Below are 18,231 nucleotides of genomic sequence, written 5' to 3'. Positions count from 1 at the left end.
TTCCTGGCGGGCGGCCAGGGCAAGACGATCACGGTGTCCTCGCTGGCCGCCCGCCAGGAAGGTGTTCACCGGGGACGGCAGGAAGTGCGTCAGCGGGCCGGAGGCCTTGCCGGCGAGGCTGACGCCCATGCCGAGCGGGATCGCGAGGAAGACGCCGTTGGGGGTGCCGAGCAGCACGCCGCCGATGGTCTTGGCCCCGCCGTTTCCGGTCAGGCCGACCACGACGCCCGCGAGGGCGCCGACGACGCACGCGCCGACGTAGACGGTCGTGATCGCCGAGGCGACCGGCCGCACCGTCCGGGCCAGACCCTGCCAGCCGACCGGCAGCGGCGCGCGGCGGGACGCCACGACGGCGAAGGCCAGCACGACCACGACCCAGAGCAGCCCGATGCCGAGCGTCGGCGCGAGGTCGACCTTGAAGCCGACCGTCGGCTTGGTGTTGCCGCCGACCACGCCGCCGAGCAGGCCGCCCAGGCCGCCGAGCGGGTCGTCACCACCGCCACCACCGGAACCTGAACCCCCGCCACCGCCGCCGGTCAGCGAGGAGACGTCCACCGACACGGTGCCGTTGCCGGACCAGGCGACCACGGCCAGCAGCACCAGGAAGGCGACGACCGCCCCGGCGGCCCGCGCGCCCAGTTCGGCGAGCGTCAGCGCCGTGACCCGCCGCAGTGAGCGGGTGAAGAGCCAGCCGAGGACCACCGCGCCGACCAGCGTCAGGCCCAGCGGCATGATGTCGATCGAGCCCTGAGCCGCCGCGGCGTCAATTCCGAAGACCGACACGTCACCGGTGGGGCTGATCTTTCCGCCGACTGCCATCGCGACCAGCGCCGCCGTCACCGGGCCGAGCTTGGCGTGCGCGTCCAGGCCGAGCAGGTGCACCCCGAGGGCGCCGACGGCGGCCATCGCCACGAACGCCCAACTGGCCGACATGGCGGCGGAGACCACACCTCCCAGCAGACCGCCGCCGCCACCCGTCCCCGGCGCGCCAGGCGCCGGACGGCCGTGCTGGTACACCGTCATCTCGTCCACCATCCCCGTTCGTCACGCGAACGACAGCAACGTCCGCCCCCAGGCGTCAGGTTGCCACACGGTCACGGTCCGGCGTCAGCAGGACGGTTCCGGTTCTGCGTTCGGTGACCGAGCTGGAATGATTCCCCCAGTCGTTCGGCATCCCTACACTGCCCAGGCAAGGGCGGGGCAACATCGGGGGAACTACATCGTGGGGCAGGCAACAGTGCCGCAGTTGGTACTTGAACTCAACGGACAGCGGTCGACGCTGGAACCGGGTCGTACGTACAGCGTGGGCCGGAACCCGCAGTGCGATTTCACGATCAACGACGCGCGGGTGTCGTGGCAGCACGCGACGATCTCGTTCGCCGGCAACGCCTGGCTCTTCCAGGACCTGGGCAGCACCAACGGAACCTTCCAGGACGGGCGTCGCACCACCCAGGTCAACCTGGGCGGCAGCGCGGTGATCACACTGGGCAACGCGGAGAACGGGCCGCGGCTCAGCTTCACCGGCGTGCCCAGCCAGGTTCCGGCGGCGCAGCCGGGCGGCCAGGCGCCGGGCGCCGAGTGGCACGAGCAGCAGACCTCGCGCGTCCAGCCGGGTCAGCTGCCGCAGCAGCCCGGCTACCCGCAGCAGTCGCAGCAGTCGCAGCAGTCGCCGCAGTACCAACAGCCCCAGCAGTACCAGCAGCCGCAGCAGGGCTACCCGCAGCAGTACCAACAGCCGCCGCAGGCCCAGCCGGGCGGCTACGGCCAGCCGCAGCCCGCCCAGCCGTTCCCGCAGCAGCAGGGCGTCGGTGCCGCCGCCGGCTACCCGGCCGCGCAGGGCGGCTACCCGCAGCAGCCGCAGCAGGGCCAGCCGCAGTACAACGCGGACCCGCTCTACGGCGCGCGCAACCCCACCATGGTGCGCAACCTGACGGCCGGCCTGAAGACCATCCGCATCGGCCGTGGCCTCGACAACGACCTGGTCGTCTCCGACCTGCAGGTCTCCCGCCACCACGCCGAGCTGCGTCAGCTCACCGACGGCCGCTACGAGATCGTCGACCTCGAGAGCCACAACGGCACCTACCTCAACGGTCAGCCGATCTCCCGTCAGGTGCTGACGGCGCAGGACATCGTCGGCGTCGGCCACTCCACCTTCCGTCTGGTAGGAGACCGGCTCGAGGAGTTCGTCGACACCGGTGAGGTCTCCTTCTCCGCCCGCCACCTCACGGTCGAGGTCGAGCACAAGGGTCAGAAGAAGATCCTGCTCAACGACGTCAGCTTCGCGGTCCCGGAGAAGTCCCTGATCGGGGTGATCGGTCCCTCCGGTTCCGGAAAGTCGACGCTGCTGCGCGCGCTCACCGGCTACCGCCCGGCCGATCGCGGTGACGTCCTCTACGACGGCCGTAACCTCTACAAGCAGTTCGCCGAGCTGCGCCAGCGCATCGGTCTGGTGCCGCAGGACGACATCCTGCACTCGCAGCTGACGGTCCGTACGGCCCTCGAGTACGCCGCCGAGCTCCGCTTCCCCGGCGACACGGAGGCGTCCGAGCGCAAGCGCCGCGTCGACGAGGTGCTGGTCGAGCTGCACCTGGAGAAGCGCGCCGACAACCGGATCACCGCGCTCTCCGGCGGTCAGCGCAAGCGCGTCTCGGTCGCGCTGGAGCTGCTGACCAAGCCGTCGCTGATCTTCCTGGACGAGCCGACCTCCGGCCTGGACCCGGGCATGGACCGCGACGTCATGAAGATGCTGCGCGACCTGGCCGACGAGGGCCGCACCGTCCTGGTCGTCACCCACTCGGTGGCCGAGCTCGCGCTCTGCGACCGGCTGCTGGTGATGGCGCCCGGCGGTTCGGTGGCGTACTTCGGTCCGCCGAAGGAGGCCCTGCACTTCTTCCAGTGCGAGACCTGGGCCGATGTCTTCCAGGCGTTCGAGAACCACGCCGAGCACGACTGGGGCGGCCGGTTCCGCGGCTCGGTGCACTTCCAGATGTACGCCGCCGACGTCGACGCCGTGCAGGCCCAGTCCGCGGGGATACAGCAGCACCAGTCGCAGCCGCCCAAGCAGCAGAGCTGGGGCTCGCAGCTGTCCACCCTGGTCCGACGCTACATCTCGGTCATCGCGGCCGACCGCGGCTATGTCGTGCTGCTCTTCGCGCTACCGCTGATCATGGGCGCGATGAGTGCCGCGATCCCGGCCAAGTTCGGTCTCGGACCCTCCGATCCACCCCAGGCCGGCAACCACGACGCCGCGACCGTGCTGCTCCTGCTCGCCGTCAGCGCCTCCCTCACCGGTGCGGCCAACGCGGTGCGTGAGCTGATCAAGGAACGGGTGATCTACGAGCGCGAACGCGCGGTCGGCCTCTCCCGCTCCGCCTACGTGGCCTCGAAGATCATCGTGTTGGGCGCGATCACCGCACTGCAGTCGATCATGGTCGCCATGATCGGTCTGCTGCCGCGCAAGCTGCCCAGCTCCGGTCTGCTGGTCTCCGGCTCGCCGCTGCCGGAGCTGGTCCTGGTCGTGATGCTGCTCGGCATCACCTCGATGACGCTCGGCCTGGTCGTCTCCGCGCTGGTGAAGACGGCCGAGAAGACCATGCCGCTGCTGGTGCTGATCGCGATCATCCAGGTCGTCTTCTGTGGGTCGCTGATCCCGGTCCACGGCCAGATCGGCCTGGAGCAGCTCGCCTGGCTGGTCCCGTCCCGCTGGGCGGTCGCGGCCCAGGCCGCCTCCATCAACCTGCTGCAGATCCAGGGCCTCGGCTCGGACGGCAAGCCGGCGAACGACCCGCTGTGGACCCACACCATCGCCCAGTGGGGCATGGACGTCGGCGTGCTGGTGCTGCTCGGCGTGATCTGCAGCGTGCTGGTCGCCCGACTGCTGCGCCGCCACGAGCCGGAGGTCATGCGCAGCCGCTGACCCGGCCGGGGCAGGACGTACGTGGGGGGCGGGGACCGACGGTCCCCGCCCCCCACACGTTCTCACCGGGCCAGGATGAGGTGCAGATCGCCGAACTCGTGCCAGAGGTAGCCCTCCCGCAGCGCCTCCGCGTAGCTGCGGTCCAGCAGCGGGCGGCCGCCCACCGCCTCCAGCATCATCAGGTGCGAGGCGCGCGGCTCGTGAAAGCCGGTCAGCAGCCCGTCCACCGCGCGCACGCCCCGCTCCGGGGTGATCACCAGCTCGGTCCAGCCCGAACGTGCCCGGACCGTGTCGTCGGTGCCCTCCGTGTCCACCGCCGACTCCAGCGCCCGCACCGCCGTCGTGCCCACGGCGATGACGTGCGACCCCGCCGCCCGCGCGTTGTTGACCACGCGTGCGGTCGCCTCCGGCACGTCGAACCACTCCGCGTACGGCGGCTCGTGCGACTCCACCGAGGCCACGCCCGTGTGCAGGGTGATCGGCACGACCAGCACGCCCCGGCTGACCAGCCGGGTCACCAGCTCCGCCGTGAACGGGCGCGCCGCGCTCGGCATCTCCGCGCTCCCCGCGCCCGCGGTGGCCACCGGCTCGGCGAAGACCGTCTGATAGGCGGCCAGCGGTCGGTCGGCGCTGGTGTACGCGTACCGGATGGCCCGCCCGTACCGCGCCAGGTACGCCAGCGGCTCCGCCGCCCCGAAGCACGCCCGCCACAGCCGACTCGAGCCCCCCGCGCGGTCGCCGACCCGCGACAGCAGCGTCAGCCGCGCGCCGCCGGTCACGCGGACCGTCACCAGTGAGCCGTCGTGGTGGCGTTGCCGGGTGCTGCCGTGGCCGTCGGGGGAGCGCAGTTCGACGACCCACTCGCTCTCGCCGCGCCGGGTCGAGAAGTGCACCACCACCGGCTCGCCGGTCTCGGTGATCCGGCCGTCCAGCGCCGCGGGCAGCGTCGCGGAGGTGTTGACCACCAGCACGTCGCCCGGCTGGAGCAGGTCCGGCAGCTCGCGGAACGCGTGGTGCGTGACGACCGGGGCGGCGCCCGGCACCCGGCGTGCCGTCAGCAGTCGCACGTCGTCCCTCCCGTCGGCTCCCCGCTCCTCCGGTGGGGCGTCCGCCTCCAGCTCGGGTGGCAGCTCCCAGTCGCCCAGCCCCTCCACGAACCCGGCGTCGTCCTCCGCCGTCACGTCCGCCGTCCCCACCCCGGTCCCGGTCCCGGTCCCGGTCCCGGTCACCGTGCCGCCTCCGCCACCGTCTCGTCCGCCACTGCCCCGTGCGGCACCGTCTCGTCCGGCCGCAGTCCCGCCGCCGTGTAGCGGCCGCTCGGGAGACGGGAGTCGAGCAGCGCGAGCAGACCCGGCACCGCGCCCTCCTCCGGCAGCGGGGACTCCGCCGCCGCGCCCGCGTCCGCGGCCCGGTACATCGCGGTGTCCATCTCGCCCGGGTCCACCCACCACACCCGCAGCCGCGGGTCCCCGTCCGCCAGTTCGGCGGCCAGCGAGCCCGACCAGGCCTCCAGCGCGGCCTTCGTGGCGCCGTAGCCGCCCCACGTCGGGTAGGCCTCGACGGCCGCGTCCGAGGTGATGTTCAGGACCGCCCCGCCGGAGGCCCGCAGCAGCGGCAGCGTCTCCTGGAACAGCCCCAGCGGCGCCAGCACGTTGACCTCGACCGCGCGACGCAGCTCCTCCAGCGACAGCTCCGCCACCGCGGCGAGCCCCCGGCCGCCCAGCACCCCCGCGTTGTTGACCAGCAGGTCCACACCGCCCAGATCGCTCGCGGTGGCGGCCAGCGCGGTCCGGTGCCGGGCGTCCGTGACGTCACCCACCACCGGGTGGATCCGCGGCCGGCCGGCGGCGAGCTCGTCCAGCGCCTCCGCGCCGCGCCCGTCGACGACGACTTCCCAGCCGCGCTCCGCCAGTGCGAGCGCCAGCGCCCGGCCCAGTCCGCGCGACGCCCCCGTCACAATGGCGACTGCCATGGCCTTGCCTCCCGTGCGATCCCTGTGCTTCTTGCCCTGTGCTTGTTGACACAGCCGAAGCTAGGCCGGGCACGGTCCCGCCCACCTCGGCCACAAGCCGCCGCGACCCGGGTCCCTTGGTCCTAGGTCCGAGGCCCTCCGCCCGCCCTCCCCGCGCCCGATGCCCTTGGCGATCACCGGGCGGTACCGTGACGGCATGTCGACGAACGCGTCCCGGGCCGCTGCGGCCGGTCCACCGGAGCCCGGCGGTCCCGAGGGTGGCGACGGCTGCTTCGTCGGGATCGGAGCCATCAGCACCGCCATCCTCGCGATGAGCCGCCACCTGGAGGTGCGCGAGGTGCTGCAGCGCATCGTCACCTCCGCGCGCACCCTCGTCGGCGCCGAGTACGCCGCGCTCGGCGTCCCCGACGACCACGGCGGCTTCGCGCAGTTCGTCGTCGACGGCGTCAGCGACGCGCAGTGGCGCGCCATCGGCCCGCTGCCCCGGCAGCACGGCATCCTGCTCGCGATGCTGCACGAGCCCGAACCGACCCGGCTCGACGACGTCCGTGCCGACGAGCGGTTCGGCGGCTGGCCCCGCGCCCACCCGGACATGCGCGCCTTCCTCGGCGTCCCGATCCAGGACGACGACGAGATCGTCGGTGCCCTCTACCTGGCCAACCCGGTCGGCCGCGAGCACTTCTCCGCCTACGACGAGGAGCTGCTCCGGGTCCTCGCCGCGCACGCCGCGCTGGCCCTGGTCAACGCCCGTCTCTACGAGCGCAGTCGTGAACTCACCCTGGCCGGCGAGCGCGCCCGTATCGCCCACGAGCTGCACGACGCCGTCTCGCAGAAGCTGTTCTCGCTGCGGCTGACCGCGCAGGCCGCGGCCGCCCTCGTGGACCGCGATCCCGCCCGCGCCCGCGCCGAGCTGGGCGAGGTCGCCCGGCTCGCCGCCGAGGCCGCCGAGGAGCTGCGGGGTGTCGTGGTCGAGCTGCGTCCCGCCGCCCTCGACGAGGACGGTCTGCTGCCCACCCTCGCCTCCCAGGTCGCGGTGCTGAACCGGGCCCACAGCGCGCACGTCGCCTTCACCCACGACCGCGTGGCCGCGCTGCCCGCCGCCCAGGAGGAGGCGGTGCTGCGCATCGCGCAGGAGGCCCTGCACAACGCCCTGCGCCACTCGGGCGGGACGTCCGTCGCGGTGGAGCTGCGCAGCGCGCCCGGCACGAAGGGCGCCGACCGTGGCGCGCGGTTGCGCGTCACCGACGACGGCAAGGGCTTCGACCCGGACGGCGTCCGCCGTGCCGGCCGCCACCTCGGCCTGGCCTCCATGCGGGACCGGGCCGCGAGCGTGGGCGGCTCGCTGAGCATCGAATCGTCCCCGGGAGCGGGGACCGTGGTGGAACTGGAGGTCCCCGGTGGGTGACGCGACCATCAAGGTGCTGCTGGTCGACGACCATCAGGTCGTCCGGCGCGGGCTGCGCACCTTCCTGGAGATCCAGCCGGACATCGCCGTGGTCGGCGAGGCCGGCGACGGCGCCGAGGGCGTGGACCTCGCGGAGTCGCTGCGGCCGGACGTCGTGCTGATGGACGTCAAGATGCCCGGCACGGACGGCATCGAGGCGCTGCGGATGCTGAAGGAGCGGGGCAACCCCGCCAAGGTGCTGGTCGTCACGAGCTTCACCGAGCACCGCACCGTGGTCCCGGCACTGAAGGCCGGTGCGGCGGGCTACGTCTACAAGGACGTGGACCCCGAGGCCCTGGCCGGCGCGATCCGCAGCGTCCACGCGGGCCACGTCCTGCTCCAGCCCGAGCTCGCCGAGGCGCTCCTCTCCGACGACGGCACGGGCCGCGCCCCCCAGGGCCGCGGCGGCACGCTGACCGAACGCGAGCAGGAGGTCCTCGGCCTGATCGCGGACGGCCGCTCCAACCGCGAGATCGCCCGGGCGCTGACGCTCTCGGAGAAGACGGTCAAGACGCACGTCTCGAACATCCTGATGAAGCTCGATTTGCAGGACCGGACCCAGGCCGCGCTCTGGGCGGTCCGCAACGGGATCAAGGGATAGTTCCTCGCGCCCCTCAGGTCCGCTCGTCCACCGCGGCGTTGTAGGCCGCGACTCTCGCCTTCCGCGCGGCGCGTTCCAACGGTCTGAGCGCGTCCGCGCGCTGGGACATCTCGGCCGCGCTGACCGCCGCGCCCTCCGTGGCCGACGCCAGAGCGACCAGCGCCGAGACCCGTCGCGCGCTCTGCAGGACCCGGACCGCGCGGGCCGGGTAGCCGGGGGCGAGCAGTTCGTCCGGCTCCTCCGCGCGCCGGCGCAGCCGGGCCAGCGCTCGCTGGACCTCGGGGCCCGCGCCCGCGACGTCCAGGCGCATCAGCGACTCCGTCGCCTCCCGTATGCCCTCCGCCAGCTCTCGCTCCGCGTCCCGCAGCGCGGGGACGTCCGCCGGGGTGCCGGGACTGACCGGCAGCGTGTGCCAGGTGACGGCGAGCACGCCGTCGTCCTCGTGGTCCGCGCCGTGCCACAGTGCCTCCGGCACGAAGCCCCAGGGCGTGCCGACCGCCAGCACCGCCTCGCCGGTCTCCAAAGCGCGGGCGTTGAAGTCCGCGGGGCCGGTCAGGCCGAGCGGGTGCCCGGGCGTCGGCAGGGCCAGCCGCAGGCCCGTCGCGCCCAGCGTGCGCAGGCGTCCCAGGGCCAGCGTCAGGCCGACCCCGTCCGCGCCCGGAAGGCCCCTGACCACGTGGGACTGGTCGTCGCCGCGCACCGCGTCGGCCGTGTCGTCGGGGGAGGCATGGCCCCTGAACCAGGCGTTGCCCCAGGCGACAAGTCGGGCGGACCGGGGCTCTTCGTATGCTTCGTGCGCTTCCGTCTGCGGCATGGGGCAAGCCTACGGAGCGTCCGGACATCTCCGTGGCGTAGGTTTGGACCGGCTCGGCAGGCTGTGGCCCTGAGCAGGTGCCATGGGCGAGCGCGTGAGGCGAGGAACAACTCTTCTTTTCATTGGGGAAGGCGTACGCAATGAGCGACGTGCTGGAGCTGGTGGACGTATCCGTGATCCGGGACGGCCGCCCGCTGGTGGAGCAGGTGTCGTGGTCGGTCGCGGAGGGCGAGCGCTGGATCGTCCTCGGGCCCAACGGCGCCGGCAAGACCACGCTGCTGCAGGTGGCGTCCAGTTACCTCTTCCCGAGCGCCGGCACCGCCTCGATCCTCGGCGACAAGCTCGGCAGCGTCGACGTGTTCGAGCTGCGCCCCCGGATCGGCCTGGCCGGCGCCGCGATGGCGGACAAGCTGCCCAAGCGGCAGACCGTGCTGGAGACCGTGCTCACCGCCGCCTACGGCATGACCGCGCACTGGCGCGAGACCTACGAGCAGGCCGACGAGTCCCGCGCCCGGCTGCTGCTGGACCTGCTCGGCATGGCCGAGTACACCGAGCGCAAGTTCGGCACCCTCTCCGAGGGCGAGCGCAAGCGCACCCTGATCGCCCGCGCGCTGATGACCGACCCGGAGCTGCTGCTCCTGGACGAGCCCGCCGCAGGTCTCGACCTCGGCGGCCGGGAGGACCTGGTGCGCCGCCTCGGCGCGCTCGCCCAGGACCCGATCGCCCCGGCCATGATCATGGTGACCCACCACGTCGAGGAGATCGCGCCCGGCTTCACCCACGTGCTGATGATCCGTCAGGGCAAGGTGCTGGCCGCCGGCCCGATGCAGGAGACGCTGACCCCGCGCAACCTCTCGCTCTGCTTCGGCCTGCCGCTCACCCTCGAGCACCAGGACGGCCGTTGGGCCGCCCGCGGCCTGCCGATGGCCAAGTGACAATCGTCCCCGCCTCAGTGATCTTTCCCCAGGTGGCCTGACGGGGAGCCACCTGCACAACTACCATGGGCGCCGTGGAGAGTTGGGCATGGTGGCTGATCGTTGCCGTGCTGCTGTGCGCCCCGGTGGTGCACACGGCGCTGCTCGAGTTCGTCATGTTCGGGATCGGAGCCGGCGCGGCGTCGCTGGCCGCGGGCCTCGGCGTCGGGGTCGTGTGGCAGTTCGTCGTGTTCCTCGTCACCACGCTCTCGCTCCTGCTGCTGGTCCGGCCGGTGACCAGGCGTCAACGACGCCAGTCCGCCACGGTCCGGCACGGGATCGAGGCGCTGAAGGGGGCGGAGGCCGTGGTCCTCGAGCGGGTCGACGAGCACGACGGCCGCATCAAGCTCAAAGGGGAGGTCTGGTCGGCCCGCGCGCTCGGGGTCGGACAGAGCTTCGAACCGGGGGAGAGGGTCAGCGTCGCCGAGATCGACGGCGCGACGGCCATCGTCCTGTAGAAACGCCGAAAGCCGAATTGCCCGCTCCGAATCGGGTAGTGAGTCGGAGTAGGCGCGCGCGTCAGTTCAGTAGCAGTCAGGCCAGTAGTCGCACAGCGTCAAGAGCATGCGGGTCGTCGAGGGAGTCCCTGTGGATGTCGTGATCATCGTCCTCGTCCTGGTGGCGGTGTTCGTCTTCGTCATGCTGCTGCGGACGATCCAGGTCATCCCACAGGCGCAGGCCGCGATCGTGGAACGCTTCGGCCGCTACACCCGCACACTCAACGCGGGCCTCAACATCGTGGTGCCGTTCATCGACACCATCCGTAACCGGCTCGACCTGCGCGAGCAGGTGCAGCCCTTCCCGCCGCAGCCGGTGATCACCCAGGACAACCTGGTGGTCAACATCGACACCGTCATCTACTTCCAGGTCACCGACCCGCGCGCGGCCACCTACGAGGTGCAGAGCTACCTCCAGGCCATCGAGCAGCTGACCATCACCACGCTGCGCAACATCATCGGCTCCATGGACCTGGAGTCCACCCTCACCTCCCGCGAGACCATCAACGCGGGCCTGCGCGGCGTCCTCGACGAGGCCACCGGCAAGTGGGGCATCCGGGTCAACCGTGTCGAGCTCAAGGCGATCGAGCCGCCGACCTCCATCCAGGACTCGATGGAGAAGCAGATGCGCGCCGACCGTGACAAGCGCGCGGCGATCCTCCAGGCCGAGGGTGAGCGGCAGTCCGCGATCCTCAAGGCCGAGGGTCAGAAGCAGGCCGACGTGCTCAAGGCCGAGGGTGAGGCGCAGGCCGCGGTGCTGCGCGCCGACGGTGAGGCGGCCGCGATCCGCACCGTCTTCGAGGCCATCCACTCCGGCGACGCCGACCAGAAGGTGCTCGCGTACAAGTACCTGGAGACCCTGCCGCAGATGGCCCAGGGCGACGCCAACAAGCTCTGGATCATCCCGAGCGAGGTCAGCGACGCGATCAAGGGCGTCGGCGGCGCGTTCCAGAGCATGGCCCCCAAGATCCCCGGCGCGCCCACCCCGGCCGACGCGGGCGTCAAGGCCGCCAACGGCAGCCCCGGCGCGGAGCGCCGCACCGAGCGCCCGGAGCTCGACCCGGAATGACGGGTTCGCGTCGCGTCCGGGAGTAGCGTGCTTCCCATGGGCACTCGCGACCTCCTCAGCGACCAGCAGATCACCGACGGCCTCCTCACCCTGCCCGAGTGGCGGCGCGAGGGGGCCTCGCTGTTGCGCACCGTGCAGGCCAAGGACTTTCCCGCCGCGATCCGCGTCGTCGACGCCGTCGCCGTGCAGGCCGAGGCGATGGATCACCACCCCGACATCGACATCCGCTGGCGCACGCTCCACTTCACCCTGTCGACCCACTCGGCCGGTGGAATCACCGCCCTCGATCTGAGGCTCGCCGCACTCATCGATACCGCCGCGGCCGCGGAGGCATGAGATGCTGACTCGCGCATCGGGCAGGCGGGAGTGGTTCGACAGCCATGGAACGAGCAGACGAGACCGGTAACGGTCAGGAGCAGCAGTACTGGCAGCAGTCGCAGCAGCCGCAGCAGCCGTACGAGTCCTACGGTCAGCACGGTCAGCAGTCGTACGACTACTCCTCCTACGGCGAGTACGCCAACCAGGGCTACGACCCCGCCGCCTACCAGCAGCAGCCGCAGTACGACTACGGGCAACAGGGCTACACCCAGCCGTATCCGCAGCAGCAGTACGGCTACGAGCAGCAACAGCAGTACGGCTACGACCAGAACCAGACCGGCCAGGCGTCGTACTACGAGACCCCGTACCAGTACGCCGACCCCCAGTACGTCGACGCACAGCACGCCGACCCCCAGTACGCGCAGCAGCAGTACCCCTACGAGTACGACTACTCGCAGCAGCAGACGTACTACGCCGACCCGTCCGGCGCCGGAGCCACGGAGGCCACGCCGTACTGGGCGACGCCCGAGGAGGCGCTCGCGGCGGACACCCCGATCCCGGCGCAGGCGTCCGCGCCCGAGCAGGAGTCGATCCCGGACGCGATGGAGGAGGAGGCCGCCCGGCCGACCGGTTCGACCGGTTCGACTGGTGTCCGACGCGGTGGCAGGGCGCCCGCCGACGGGCTGAAGGAGAGAGTCGTCGACGCGGCCCTCGGCCGCGGACCGGGTGTCAACCGCAAGAGCTACCTCACCCGACTCGCCGTCGGCGGCGGCGCGCTGGTGATCCTCGCCGGCGCGGGCTATGTCGTCATGGGCAACGGATCCGGTGGCGGCCGGCCCAGCGCCGCCACCGGAGCACAGCCCCAGGCCGACATCGGCGTCAACCACAGCAAGGCCTGGGCGGCCCCGGCCGCTGCGGGAGCCACCTCCGGCAACAGCAGCAACGGCAGCGGCGGCAACGACGGCCTGCTCGGCGCGTGGGTCACCAGCGACGCCGTGATCCGCGGCGACGGCGAGGGCGTGTCCGCCTACTCCGCCACCGACGGCCACAAGCTGTGGAGCGTCAGTGCGCCCAGCTCCGGGGCGGTGCCCTGCGCGATGTCGCCGACCGTCAACGCGGCCGGCGTCGGCGCGGTCCTCTTCCAGGCGCAGCCGGGCAACAACCAGGCCTGCAACCTGCTCTCGGCCGTCGACACCGGCACCGGCCAGACCAAGTGGAAGGCCCAACTCCCGTCGGGCGGCGGCACCAACTACGGCGCGTCCGTCATGGCGGGCGACACCCGCGTCGTCGCCGTCTCCGACTCCGCCGTCGTCGGCTACGACGCCACCGGGGGCAAGCAGGCCTGGAGCTACGCCGGGCCGGGCAAGTACTGCGCCCTGTCCGGCAACGGCGACGGCAGCTCGCTGCTGCTGCAGAGCACCTGCGCCGACACCAGCCCCAAGCAGCAGGTCATCTCACTCGACCCGGACTCCGGCAAGCTCCGCTGGTGGCGCGGACTGCCGCAGAACGCCTCCTCCTACACGGTGCTGTCCGCGAACCCCGCCGTGGTCAGCGTGCACATGAGCGACGCGAGCCAGGACACCGTCCTGTCGTTCTCCGACAAGGGGGACAGCCAGGGCACCATCGCGGTCGCCCAGACCGGCGGCAGCATCGACTCCACCCACGGCAGCTTCGACCCCGACCCGGCCCTCTTCTTCTCCGGCACCACCATGGTCGCCGCGGTCAACCCCCCGCCGCAGTCCGCGAGCGCGGCCTCCGGGCCGACCGTCATCGCCGCCTACAGCCTGCTCACCGGCAAGGAGCTGTGGCGCACCACCGCCCACGAGAACGGGGTGGCCGCGCCGGTCGGCATCGACGGCTCGGACGCGGTGGTCGCCACCGACGAGCGCGTCGGCCAACCGGCCCGGCTCAGCAACTTCGATCTCACCACCGGCACCGAGACCGTCGGCGGCACCTTCCCCCAGGGCACCGGCTCGCTGCTCGGCTCGGGCCGGGTGCTGCTGCGCGGCAGCCTGGTGGTGGCGCTGCCGGAGTACACCGGCAGCTACAACACCTCGGCCACCGCCTGGAACGCCGCGCACTGAGGTCAGCCGGCCTCGGCCAGCTCGTGGCTGCCGCCCCAGACCTCGCCGCCCCGAGCCGCGGTTCCCGGCATCGCGCCCGGCTCCGCGCCACGCAGGTCCGCGCCGCTCAGGTCCGTGCCGCTCAGGCCCAGCGCGGCCACCAGCGCGGCGTCCGGCGTCGGCTCGAACGGGCGGCACAGCAGCCGCATCCCGGCCTGCTCCGGCGTCCGGTTCGCCTTGCGGTGGTTGTCCGCGGCGCAGGCGGCGACGGTGTTCAGCCACGTGTCCTGGCCGCCGTGCGAGCGCGGCACCACGTGGTCGACGGTCGTCGCCCGCTTGCCGCAGTACGCGCAGCGGAACCCGTCCCGGGCCAGCACCCCGCGCCGCGACCAGGTCGCCCGTTGTCGGAACGGCACCCGAACGTAGCGTTTCAGCCGGACCACCCGTGGCATCGGTATCTCCAACGAGCTACCGCGCACCCTGCGTCCGGCATGGGCCCGCTCCACCACGGCCTTGTCCTGAAGCACCAGCACGACCGCACGCTGCAGCGTCACCGCCGCCAGCGGCTCGTACGTCGCATTGAGCACCAGCGTCTTACGCATTTCCAGCCACCTGCCTTCGGCCCCCGGACCGCCCCCGCTGGACGGTGCGCGTCCACTGTGCGGGGCGGCCGGATGCCGGGACAACGTAATTTCAGTGGCCTGGGGGTAAAGAGGCTGTGTCAGCCGCCACCGGCGCACGGGCTCCGGGGACCGGGCGCTACGGGTGCGCGTACGTCGAGATCAGCTGCGCGCGGCCCAGCGTGTGGAAACGCAGGTTGAAGCCGACGACGGCGGGGGTGGCGTCCGCGTCCGGGCCGAGCTTCTCCTGGTCCACGGCGTAGACGGTGAACACGTAGCGGTGCGCCGGGTCCCCGGGCGGCGGGGCGGCGCCGCCGAAGTCGCGGGTGCCGTAGTCGTTGCGCACCTGGACCGCGCCCGCGGGCAGGCCCTCGAACGGGCCCGTGCCGGCGCCGGCCGGCAACGAGGTCACCTCGGCCGGAATGTCGAAGACCGACCAGTGCCAGAAACCGCTGCCGGTCGGCGCGTCCGGGTCGTAGCAGGTCACCGCGAAGCTCTTGGTGCCGGCCGGGAAACCGGACCAGCTCAGCTGCGGGGAGGTGTTGCCGGCCGCGAACACGTGCGCATCGGGCAGCACCCCGCCGTCGGTCAGGTCGTCGCTGACGACCGAGAACTCGGCCACCGGCGGATGGAAGTCGTGGGGGAGCGGGCGCCGCCTGGGCTCCGACATGTCGTCACTCTCCTTGGGACGTCAGGTATGTCAGGACGCTGCAGAACTCTGGCGATCAGCCTAATCTCGCCGTGTGACCCGACCACAGCCCGCCACACTGGACCCGGCCGACCCGTGCTTCCTGGACCGGCCCTCGCCCACCGTCGCGCCGGACCTGCTCGGCCGGATCCTGGTCAGCGAACGCCCCGAGGGCCGCGTCGCCGTGCGACTCACCGAGGTCGAGGCGTACACCGGGCTCGACGACCCCGCCTCGCACGCCTACCGGGGACGCACCGCCCGCAACGCCGTGATGTTCGGCCCGCCCGGCTTCGTGTACGTCTACTTCACCTACGGCATGCACTTCTGCATGAACCTGGTCACCGGCCCCGGCACCACCGCCGGAGCCGTGCTGCTGCGCGCCGGCGAGATCGTCGAGGGCGTCGAGCTGGCCCGCGGGCGCCGCCGCTCCGCCCGCCGCGACACCGAACTCGCCCAGGGCCCGGCCCGGCTCACCCAGGCGCTCGGCATCGCCCGCGAACAGAACGGCGAACCGCTGCCCGGCCCCGTCTTCCGGCTGCTGCCCGGCACCCCGGCCGCCCCGGAGCTGATCCGCCAGGGTCCGCGCACCGGCGTCGCCCAGGGCGCGGACACGCCCTACCGCTTCTGGCTGGACGGCGACCCCACGGTCAGCCCCTACCGTCGGCACGTCCCGCGACGGGCGTCGCGCACGTCACAGTAGTTCGCATTGGAACCGCAGGGTCCTTTATCGTCGGATATCGGAAGAAGCACCGCAGACCCTCGGGGACCACGCCCCTCGACGAACGCAGGGAGCCACGCCCCCATGGCCGGACAGTCCAAGAAGCAGGCCGCCGACCGCCGCGCCCGCATAGCCGAGTTGCAGGCCGCCGAGCGGGCGCGGGACCGCCGCAACAAGATCTTCCTCGGCGCCGGCGCGCTGGTCATCGCCGCAGGCGCCGTCGTCGGCATCGTCGCCGCAGTCGACCACGGAGGCAGCGCGAGCGCGAGCACCGCCGGCAGCGCCACCTCGGTGAACTGGGCCGCGCCCACCGACACCGACGCCGCCGTCAAGGCCGCCGGCCTCAGCATGCTCACCGCCGAGGGCACCGCCGAGCACATCCACGTCCACCTCGACGTGTGGGTCAACGGCCAGAAGACCACCGTGCCCGCCCTGGTCGGCATCAACGAGAACGCCCAGACCATCAGCCCGCTGCACACCCACGACACCACCGGCGTCGTGCACATCGAGTCGCCGGTCGTGAAGGACTACGACCTCGGCCAGTTCATGACCGAGTGGGGCGTCCCGCTCAGCTCGACCCAGCTCGGCCCCGAGAAGACCGACGCGACCCACACGCTCAAGGTCTACGTCAACGGCAAGGAGACCAGCGGCGACCCGTCCAAGCTGGTGTTCCACGCCCACGACGAGATCGCGATCGTCTACGGCACCGCGGGCGACAACGCGAAGATCCAGATCCCGAGCAGCTACACCTGGCCGAGCGGTCTCTGATCCGCCCTGATTCTGGGACGGATTGGCCAAGGAGGGGCCCGGTCGGGGAGGCTGTAGCCGACCCGGCCCTCGGGCGAACGACGGAACCTTCTAAGGAAGAGACGAGACCGTGACCGACATCGTCGACGAACTGAAGTGGCGTGGCCTGCTGGCCCTGTCCACCGACGAGGACGCACTGCGCAAGGCATTCGCGGACGGTCCGGTCACCTTCTATTGCGGCTTCGACCCGACCGCGATCAGCCTGCACCTCGGCAACCTGGTGCAGATCCTCACCATGAAGCGGATCCAGCTCGCCGGCCACAAGCCCCTCGGCCTCGTCGGCGGTGCCACCGGCCTGATCGGTGACCCCAAGCCGACCGCCGAGCGCGTGCTCAACGACCCGGAGACCGTCGCCGAGTGGGTCGGCCGCCTGCGCGGCCAGATCGAGCGCTTCCTGGACTTCGACGGCCCGAACGCCGCCCGGATGGTCAACAACCTCGACTGGACCTCGGGCATGTCGGCGATCAACCTGCTGCGCGACGTGGGCAAGTACTTCCGCGTCAACAACATGATCGCCAAGGAGGCCGTCTCCCGGCGCCTCAACTCCGAGGCCGGCATCAGCTACACCGAGTTCTCCTACCAGGTCCTGCAGGGCATGGACTTCCTGGAGCTCTACCGCCGTTACGGCTGCATGCTGCAGACCGGCGGCAGCGACCAGTGGGGCAACCTCACCGCCGGCACCGACCTGATCCGCAAGGCCGAGGGCGTCGCCGCCCACGCGCTGGCCACCCCGCTGATCACCAAGGCCGACGGCACCAAGTTCGGCAAGACCGAGTCCGGGACGGTCTGGCTCGACCCGGAGCTGACCACGCCGTACGCGTTCTACCAGTTCTGGCTGAATGCCGACGACCGTGACATCTCCAAGTTCCTGCGCATCTTCAGCTTCAAGTCCCACCAGGAGATCGAGGAGCTGGAGCGCTTGACGGAGGAGGCCCCCTTCAAGCGCGCCGCCCAGCGCGCGCTCGCGGAGGAGCTCACCGTCCTGGTCCACGGCCAGGAGCAGCTCGACCGTGCCGTCGCCGCCTCAAAGGCGCTGTTCGGCCAAGGGGATCTCGGCGAGCTCGACGACCGCACCCTCGCGGCCGCCGTCGCGGAGCTCCCGAGCGCCCAGGTGGGTGAACTCGGCGAACTGGTCGACCTGTTCGTCGCCACCGGTCTCTCGGCCAGCCGTTCGGCCGCCCGACGCACGATCGGCGAGGGCGGCGCCTACGTCAACAACGCGAAGATCGAGGACGAGGCGGCGGTCGCCGCCCCGACCGACCTTCTGCACGGCCGCTGGCTCGTGCTGCGCCGCGGCAAGCGCAACCTCGCCGCGGTCGAGCTGCTGCGCTGACCAGCCCTCTGAGCTGCAGGTTCGCCCGAATGGGGGAGATGTGACCCGCATCTCCCCCTTCGTGTTTGACGTAAACCTGGGCAGGGGCTAATGTTGGTCGAGTCGCCTGAATCGGACAGATGCGTCGTACGGAGCGTCGCTCCGCCGCACCAGTCCACACGTGACCACCCGTAGTTGATTCACTCACTTGATCGATCTCGTAGGCACCGGTTTCTCTGGGGCCAAGCGAGTTCTATTTGGCGTGCGAATTGACGCGCGGAGGCGGATTTCCGGGATTCCGGAAAATGCGCTAACGTAACGGAGGTCGCGAACGAGCGACTCCCCACTATCCAGCGGGGAAGCGGAAAAGCCGCCCGGCGGATCTGCTAAGCTGGATAACGAAGGAAGCGCCCGGAGG

The 18,231-nt window shown here is 71.7% G+C and carries 17 protein-coding genes; 11 read left to right on the top strand and 6 right to left on the bottom strand.

Annotation, left to right across the window (positions count from 1 at the left end):
- A partial coding sequence (locus DN069_RS30500) for a streptophobe family protein (RefSeq protein WP_243639942.1) occupies nucleotides 1-1,023 on the bottom strand: 1,023 nt, incomplete at its 3' end.
- 214 nt (nucleotides 1,024-1,237) lie between these two features.
- Here DN069_RS30500 and DN069_RS30495 point away from each other — a divergent pair.
- Complete coding sequence (locus DN069_RS30495) at nucleotides 1,238-3,916, top strand: FHA domain-containing protein (RefSeq protein WP_133260089.1); 2,679 nt, start codon at nucleotides 1,238-1,240, stop codon at nucleotides 3,914-3,916.
- Between the two features lie 62 nt (nucleotides 3,917-3,978).
- Here the strand turns inward: DN069_RS30495 and DN069_RS30490 are convergent, their stop codons facing one another.
- Together DN069_RS30490 and DN069_RS30485 are read right to left on the bottom strand one after the other, a co-directional pair.
- A complete protein-coding gene (locus DN069_RS30490; protein WP_207892325.1) occupies nucleotides 3,979-5,097 on the bottom strand; it encodes an S-adenosylmethionine:tRNA ribosyltransferase-isomerase in 1,119 nt (372 codons plus the stop codon).
- 44 nt (nucleotides 5,098-5,141) lie between these two features.
- Complete coding sequence (locus DN069_RS30485) at nucleotides 5,142-5,888, bottom strand: SDR family NAD(P)-dependent oxidoreductase (RefSeq protein ID WP_111506464.1); 747 nt, start codon at nucleotides 5,886-5,888, stop codon at nucleotides 5,142-5,144.
- A gap of 196 nt (nucleotides 5,889-6,084) precedes the next feature.
- On the opposite strand from DN069_RS30485, the gene DN069_RS30480 reads away from it, so the two are divergent.
- Nucleotides 6,085-7,293 carry a GAF domain-containing sensor histidine kinase gene (locus DN069_RS30480; RefSeq protein WP_111506468.1) on the top strand — a complete coding sequence of 403 codons (1,209 nt, stop codon included), beginning with the start codon at nucleotides 6,085-6,087 and terminating at the stop codon, nucleotides 7,291-7,293.
- Nucleotides 7,286-7,933 (top strand): response regulator, encoded by a 648-nt coding sequence (locus DN069_RS30475; RefSeq protein WP_111506463.1) that lies wholly within the window; start codon nucleotides 7,286-7,288, stop codon nucleotides 7,931-7,933. The genes DN069_RS30480 and DN069_RS30475 overlap by 8 nt, the downstream gene beginning before the upstream one ends.
- 13 nt (nucleotides 7,934-7,946) lie before the next feature.
- Here the strand turns inward: DN069_RS30475 and DN069_RS30470 are convergent, their stop codons facing one another.
- On the bottom strand, nucleotides 7,947-8,747 hold the full coding sequence (locus tag DN069_RS30470; RefSeq protein ID WP_111506462.1) for a hypothetical protein: 801 nt from the start codon (nucleotides 8,745-8,747) through the stop codon (nucleotides 7,947-7,949).
- Between the two features lie 140 nt (nucleotides 8,748-8,887).
- Between DN069_RS30470 and DN069_RS30465 the strand changes: the two genes are divergently transcribed.
- The 5 genes from DN069_RS30465 to DN069_RS30445 all read left to right on the top strand — a co-directional run bounded on the left by DN069_RS30465 (nucleotide 8,888) and on the right by DN069_RS30445 (nucleotide 13,689).
- The gene (locus DN069_RS30465; RefSeq protein WP_111506461.1) at nucleotides 8,888-9,682 is read left to right on the top strand and encodes an ABC transporter ATP-binding protein; all 795 of its coding nucleotides are present in this window, start codon (nucleotides 8,888-8,890) and stop codon (nucleotides 9,680-9,682) included.
- A gap of 65 nt (nucleotides 9,683-9,747) precedes the next feature.
- Complete coding sequence (locus DN069_RS30460; protein ID WP_111506460.1) at nucleotides 9,748-10,179, top strand: NfeD family protein; 432 nt, start codon at nucleotides 9,748-9,750, stop codon at nucleotides 10,177-10,179.
- 130 nt (nucleotides 10,180-10,309) lie between these two features.
- A complete protein-coding gene (locus tag DN069_RS30455) occupies nucleotides 10,310-11,287 on the top strand; it encodes an SPFH domain-containing protein (RefSeq protein ID WP_111506458.1) in 978 nt (325 codons plus the stop codon).
- A gap of 36 nt (nucleotides 11,288-11,323) precedes the next feature.
- Nucleotides 11,324-11,623 (top strand): 4a-hydroxytetrahydrobiopterin dehydratase, encoded by a 300-nt coding sequence (locus DN069_RS30450; protein ID WP_111506456.1) that lies wholly within the window; start codon nucleotides 11,324-11,326, stop codon nucleotides 11,621-11,623.
- A gap of 44 nt (nucleotides 11,624-11,667) precedes the next feature.
- The gene (locus DN069_RS30445) at nucleotides 11,668-13,689 is read left to right on the top strand and encodes an outer membrane protein assembly factor BamB family protein (protein WP_111506454.1); all 2,022 of its coding nucleotides are present in this window, start codon (nucleotides 11,668-11,670) and stop codon (nucleotides 13,687-13,689) included.
- Nucleotides 13,690-13,691: 2 nt separating this feature from the next.
- Here DN069_RS30445 and DN069_RS30440 read toward each other — a convergent pair whose 3' ends face one another.
- Nucleotides 13,692-14,270: an HNH endonuclease gene (locus tag DN069_RS30440; RefSeq protein WP_111506452.1), complete on the bottom strand. Its 579-nt coding sequence runs from the start codon at nucleotides 14,268-14,270 to the stop codon at nucleotides 13,692-13,694.
- Nucleotides 14,271-14,427: 157 nt separating this feature from the next.
- Complete coding sequence (locus DN069_RS30435) at nucleotides 14,428-14,958, bottom strand: YbhB/YbcL family Raf kinase inhibitor-like protein (protein WP_111506450.1); 531 nt, start codon at nucleotides 14,956-14,958, stop codon at nucleotides 14,428-14,430.
- A gap of 73 nt (nucleotides 14,959-15,031) precedes the next feature.
- Between DN069_RS30435 and DN069_RS30430 the strand changes: the two genes are divergently transcribed.
- The 3 genes from DN069_RS30430 (at nucleotide 15,032) to tyrS (ending at nucleotide 17,834) form a co-directional block, all read left to right on the top strand.
- The gene (locus DN069_RS30430; protein ID WP_424556345.1) at nucleotides 15,032-15,676 is read left to right on the top strand and encodes a DNA-3-methyladenine glycosylase; all 645 of its coding nucleotides are present in this window, start codon (nucleotides 15,032-15,034) and stop codon (nucleotides 15,674-15,676) included.
- 102 nt (nucleotides 15,677-15,778) lie between these two features.
- Nucleotides 15,779-16,462 carry a hypothetical protein gene (locus DN069_RS30425; RefSeq protein ID WP_111506448.1) on the top strand — a complete coding sequence of 228 codons (684 nt, stop codon included), beginning with the start codon at nucleotides 15,779-15,781 and terminating at the stop codon, nucleotides 16,460-16,462.
- 109 nt (nucleotides 16,463-16,571) lie between these two features.
- Complete coding sequence (gene tyrS / locus DN069_RS30420; protein ID WP_111506446.1) at nucleotides 16,572-17,834, top strand: tyrosine--tRNA ligase; 1,263 nt, start codon at nucleotides 16,572-16,574, stop codon at nucleotides 17,832-17,834.
- Nucleotides 17,835-18,231: the final 397 nt, after the last annotated feature.

This window comes from Streptacidiphilus pinicola (genome assembly GCF_003258295.1).
GTDB classification, from domain to species: Bacteria; Actinomycetota; Actinomycetes; order Streptomycetales; family Streptomycetaceae; genus Streptacidiphilus; species Streptacidiphilus pinicola.
The sequence above is the reverse complement of the archived record's forward strand: the minus strand, read 5'-3'. Positions and strand labels throughout refer to the sequence as shown.

What these genes read in the sequence shown, in the direction of transcription:
- DN069_RS30470 (WP_111506462.1), bottom strand. Translation starts at nt 8,747, where the DNA reads ATGCCGCAGACGGAAGCGCACGAAGCATACGAAGAGCCCCGGTCCGCC.
- DN069_RS30485 (WP_111506464.1), bottom strand. Translation starts at nt 5,888, where the DNA reads ATGGCAGTCGCCATTGTGACGGGGGCGTCGCGCGGACTGGGCCGGGCG.
- DN069_RS30440 (WP_111506452.1), bottom strand. Translation starts at nt 14,270, where the DNA reads ATGCGTAAGACGCTGGTGCTCAATGCGACGTACGAGCCGCTGGCGGCG.
- DN069_RS30445 (WP_111506454.1), top strand. Translation starts at nt 11,668, where the DNA reads ATGGAACGAGCAGACGAGACCGGTAACGGTCAGGAGCAGCAGTACTGG.
- DN069_RS30465 (WP_111506461.1), top strand. Translation starts at nt 8,888, where the DNA reads ATGAGCGACGTGCTGGAGCTGGTGGACGTATCCGTGATCCGGGACGGC.
- DN069_RS30425 (WP_111506448.1), top strand. Translation starts at nt 15,779, where the DNA reads ATGGCCGGACAGTCCAAGAAGCAGGCCGCCGACCGCCGCGCCCGCATA.
- DN069_RS30480 (WP_111506468.1), top strand. Translation starts at nt 6,085, where the DNA reads ATGTCGACGAACGCGTCCCGGGCCGCTGCGGCCGGTCCACCGGAGCCC.
- DN069_RS30460 (WP_111506460.1), top strand. Translation starts at nt 9,748, where the DNA reads ATGGGCGCCGTGGAGAGTTGGGCATGGTGGCTGATCGTTGCCGTGCTG.
- DN069_RS30450 (WP_111506456.1), top strand. Translation starts at nt 11,324, where the DNA reads ATGGGCACTCGCGACCTCCTCAGCGACCAGCAGATCACCGACGGCCTC.
- DN069_RS30435 (WP_111506450.1), bottom strand. Translation starts at nt 14,958, where the DNA reads ATGTCGGAGCCCAGGCGGCGCCCGCTCCCCCACGACTTCCATCCGCCG.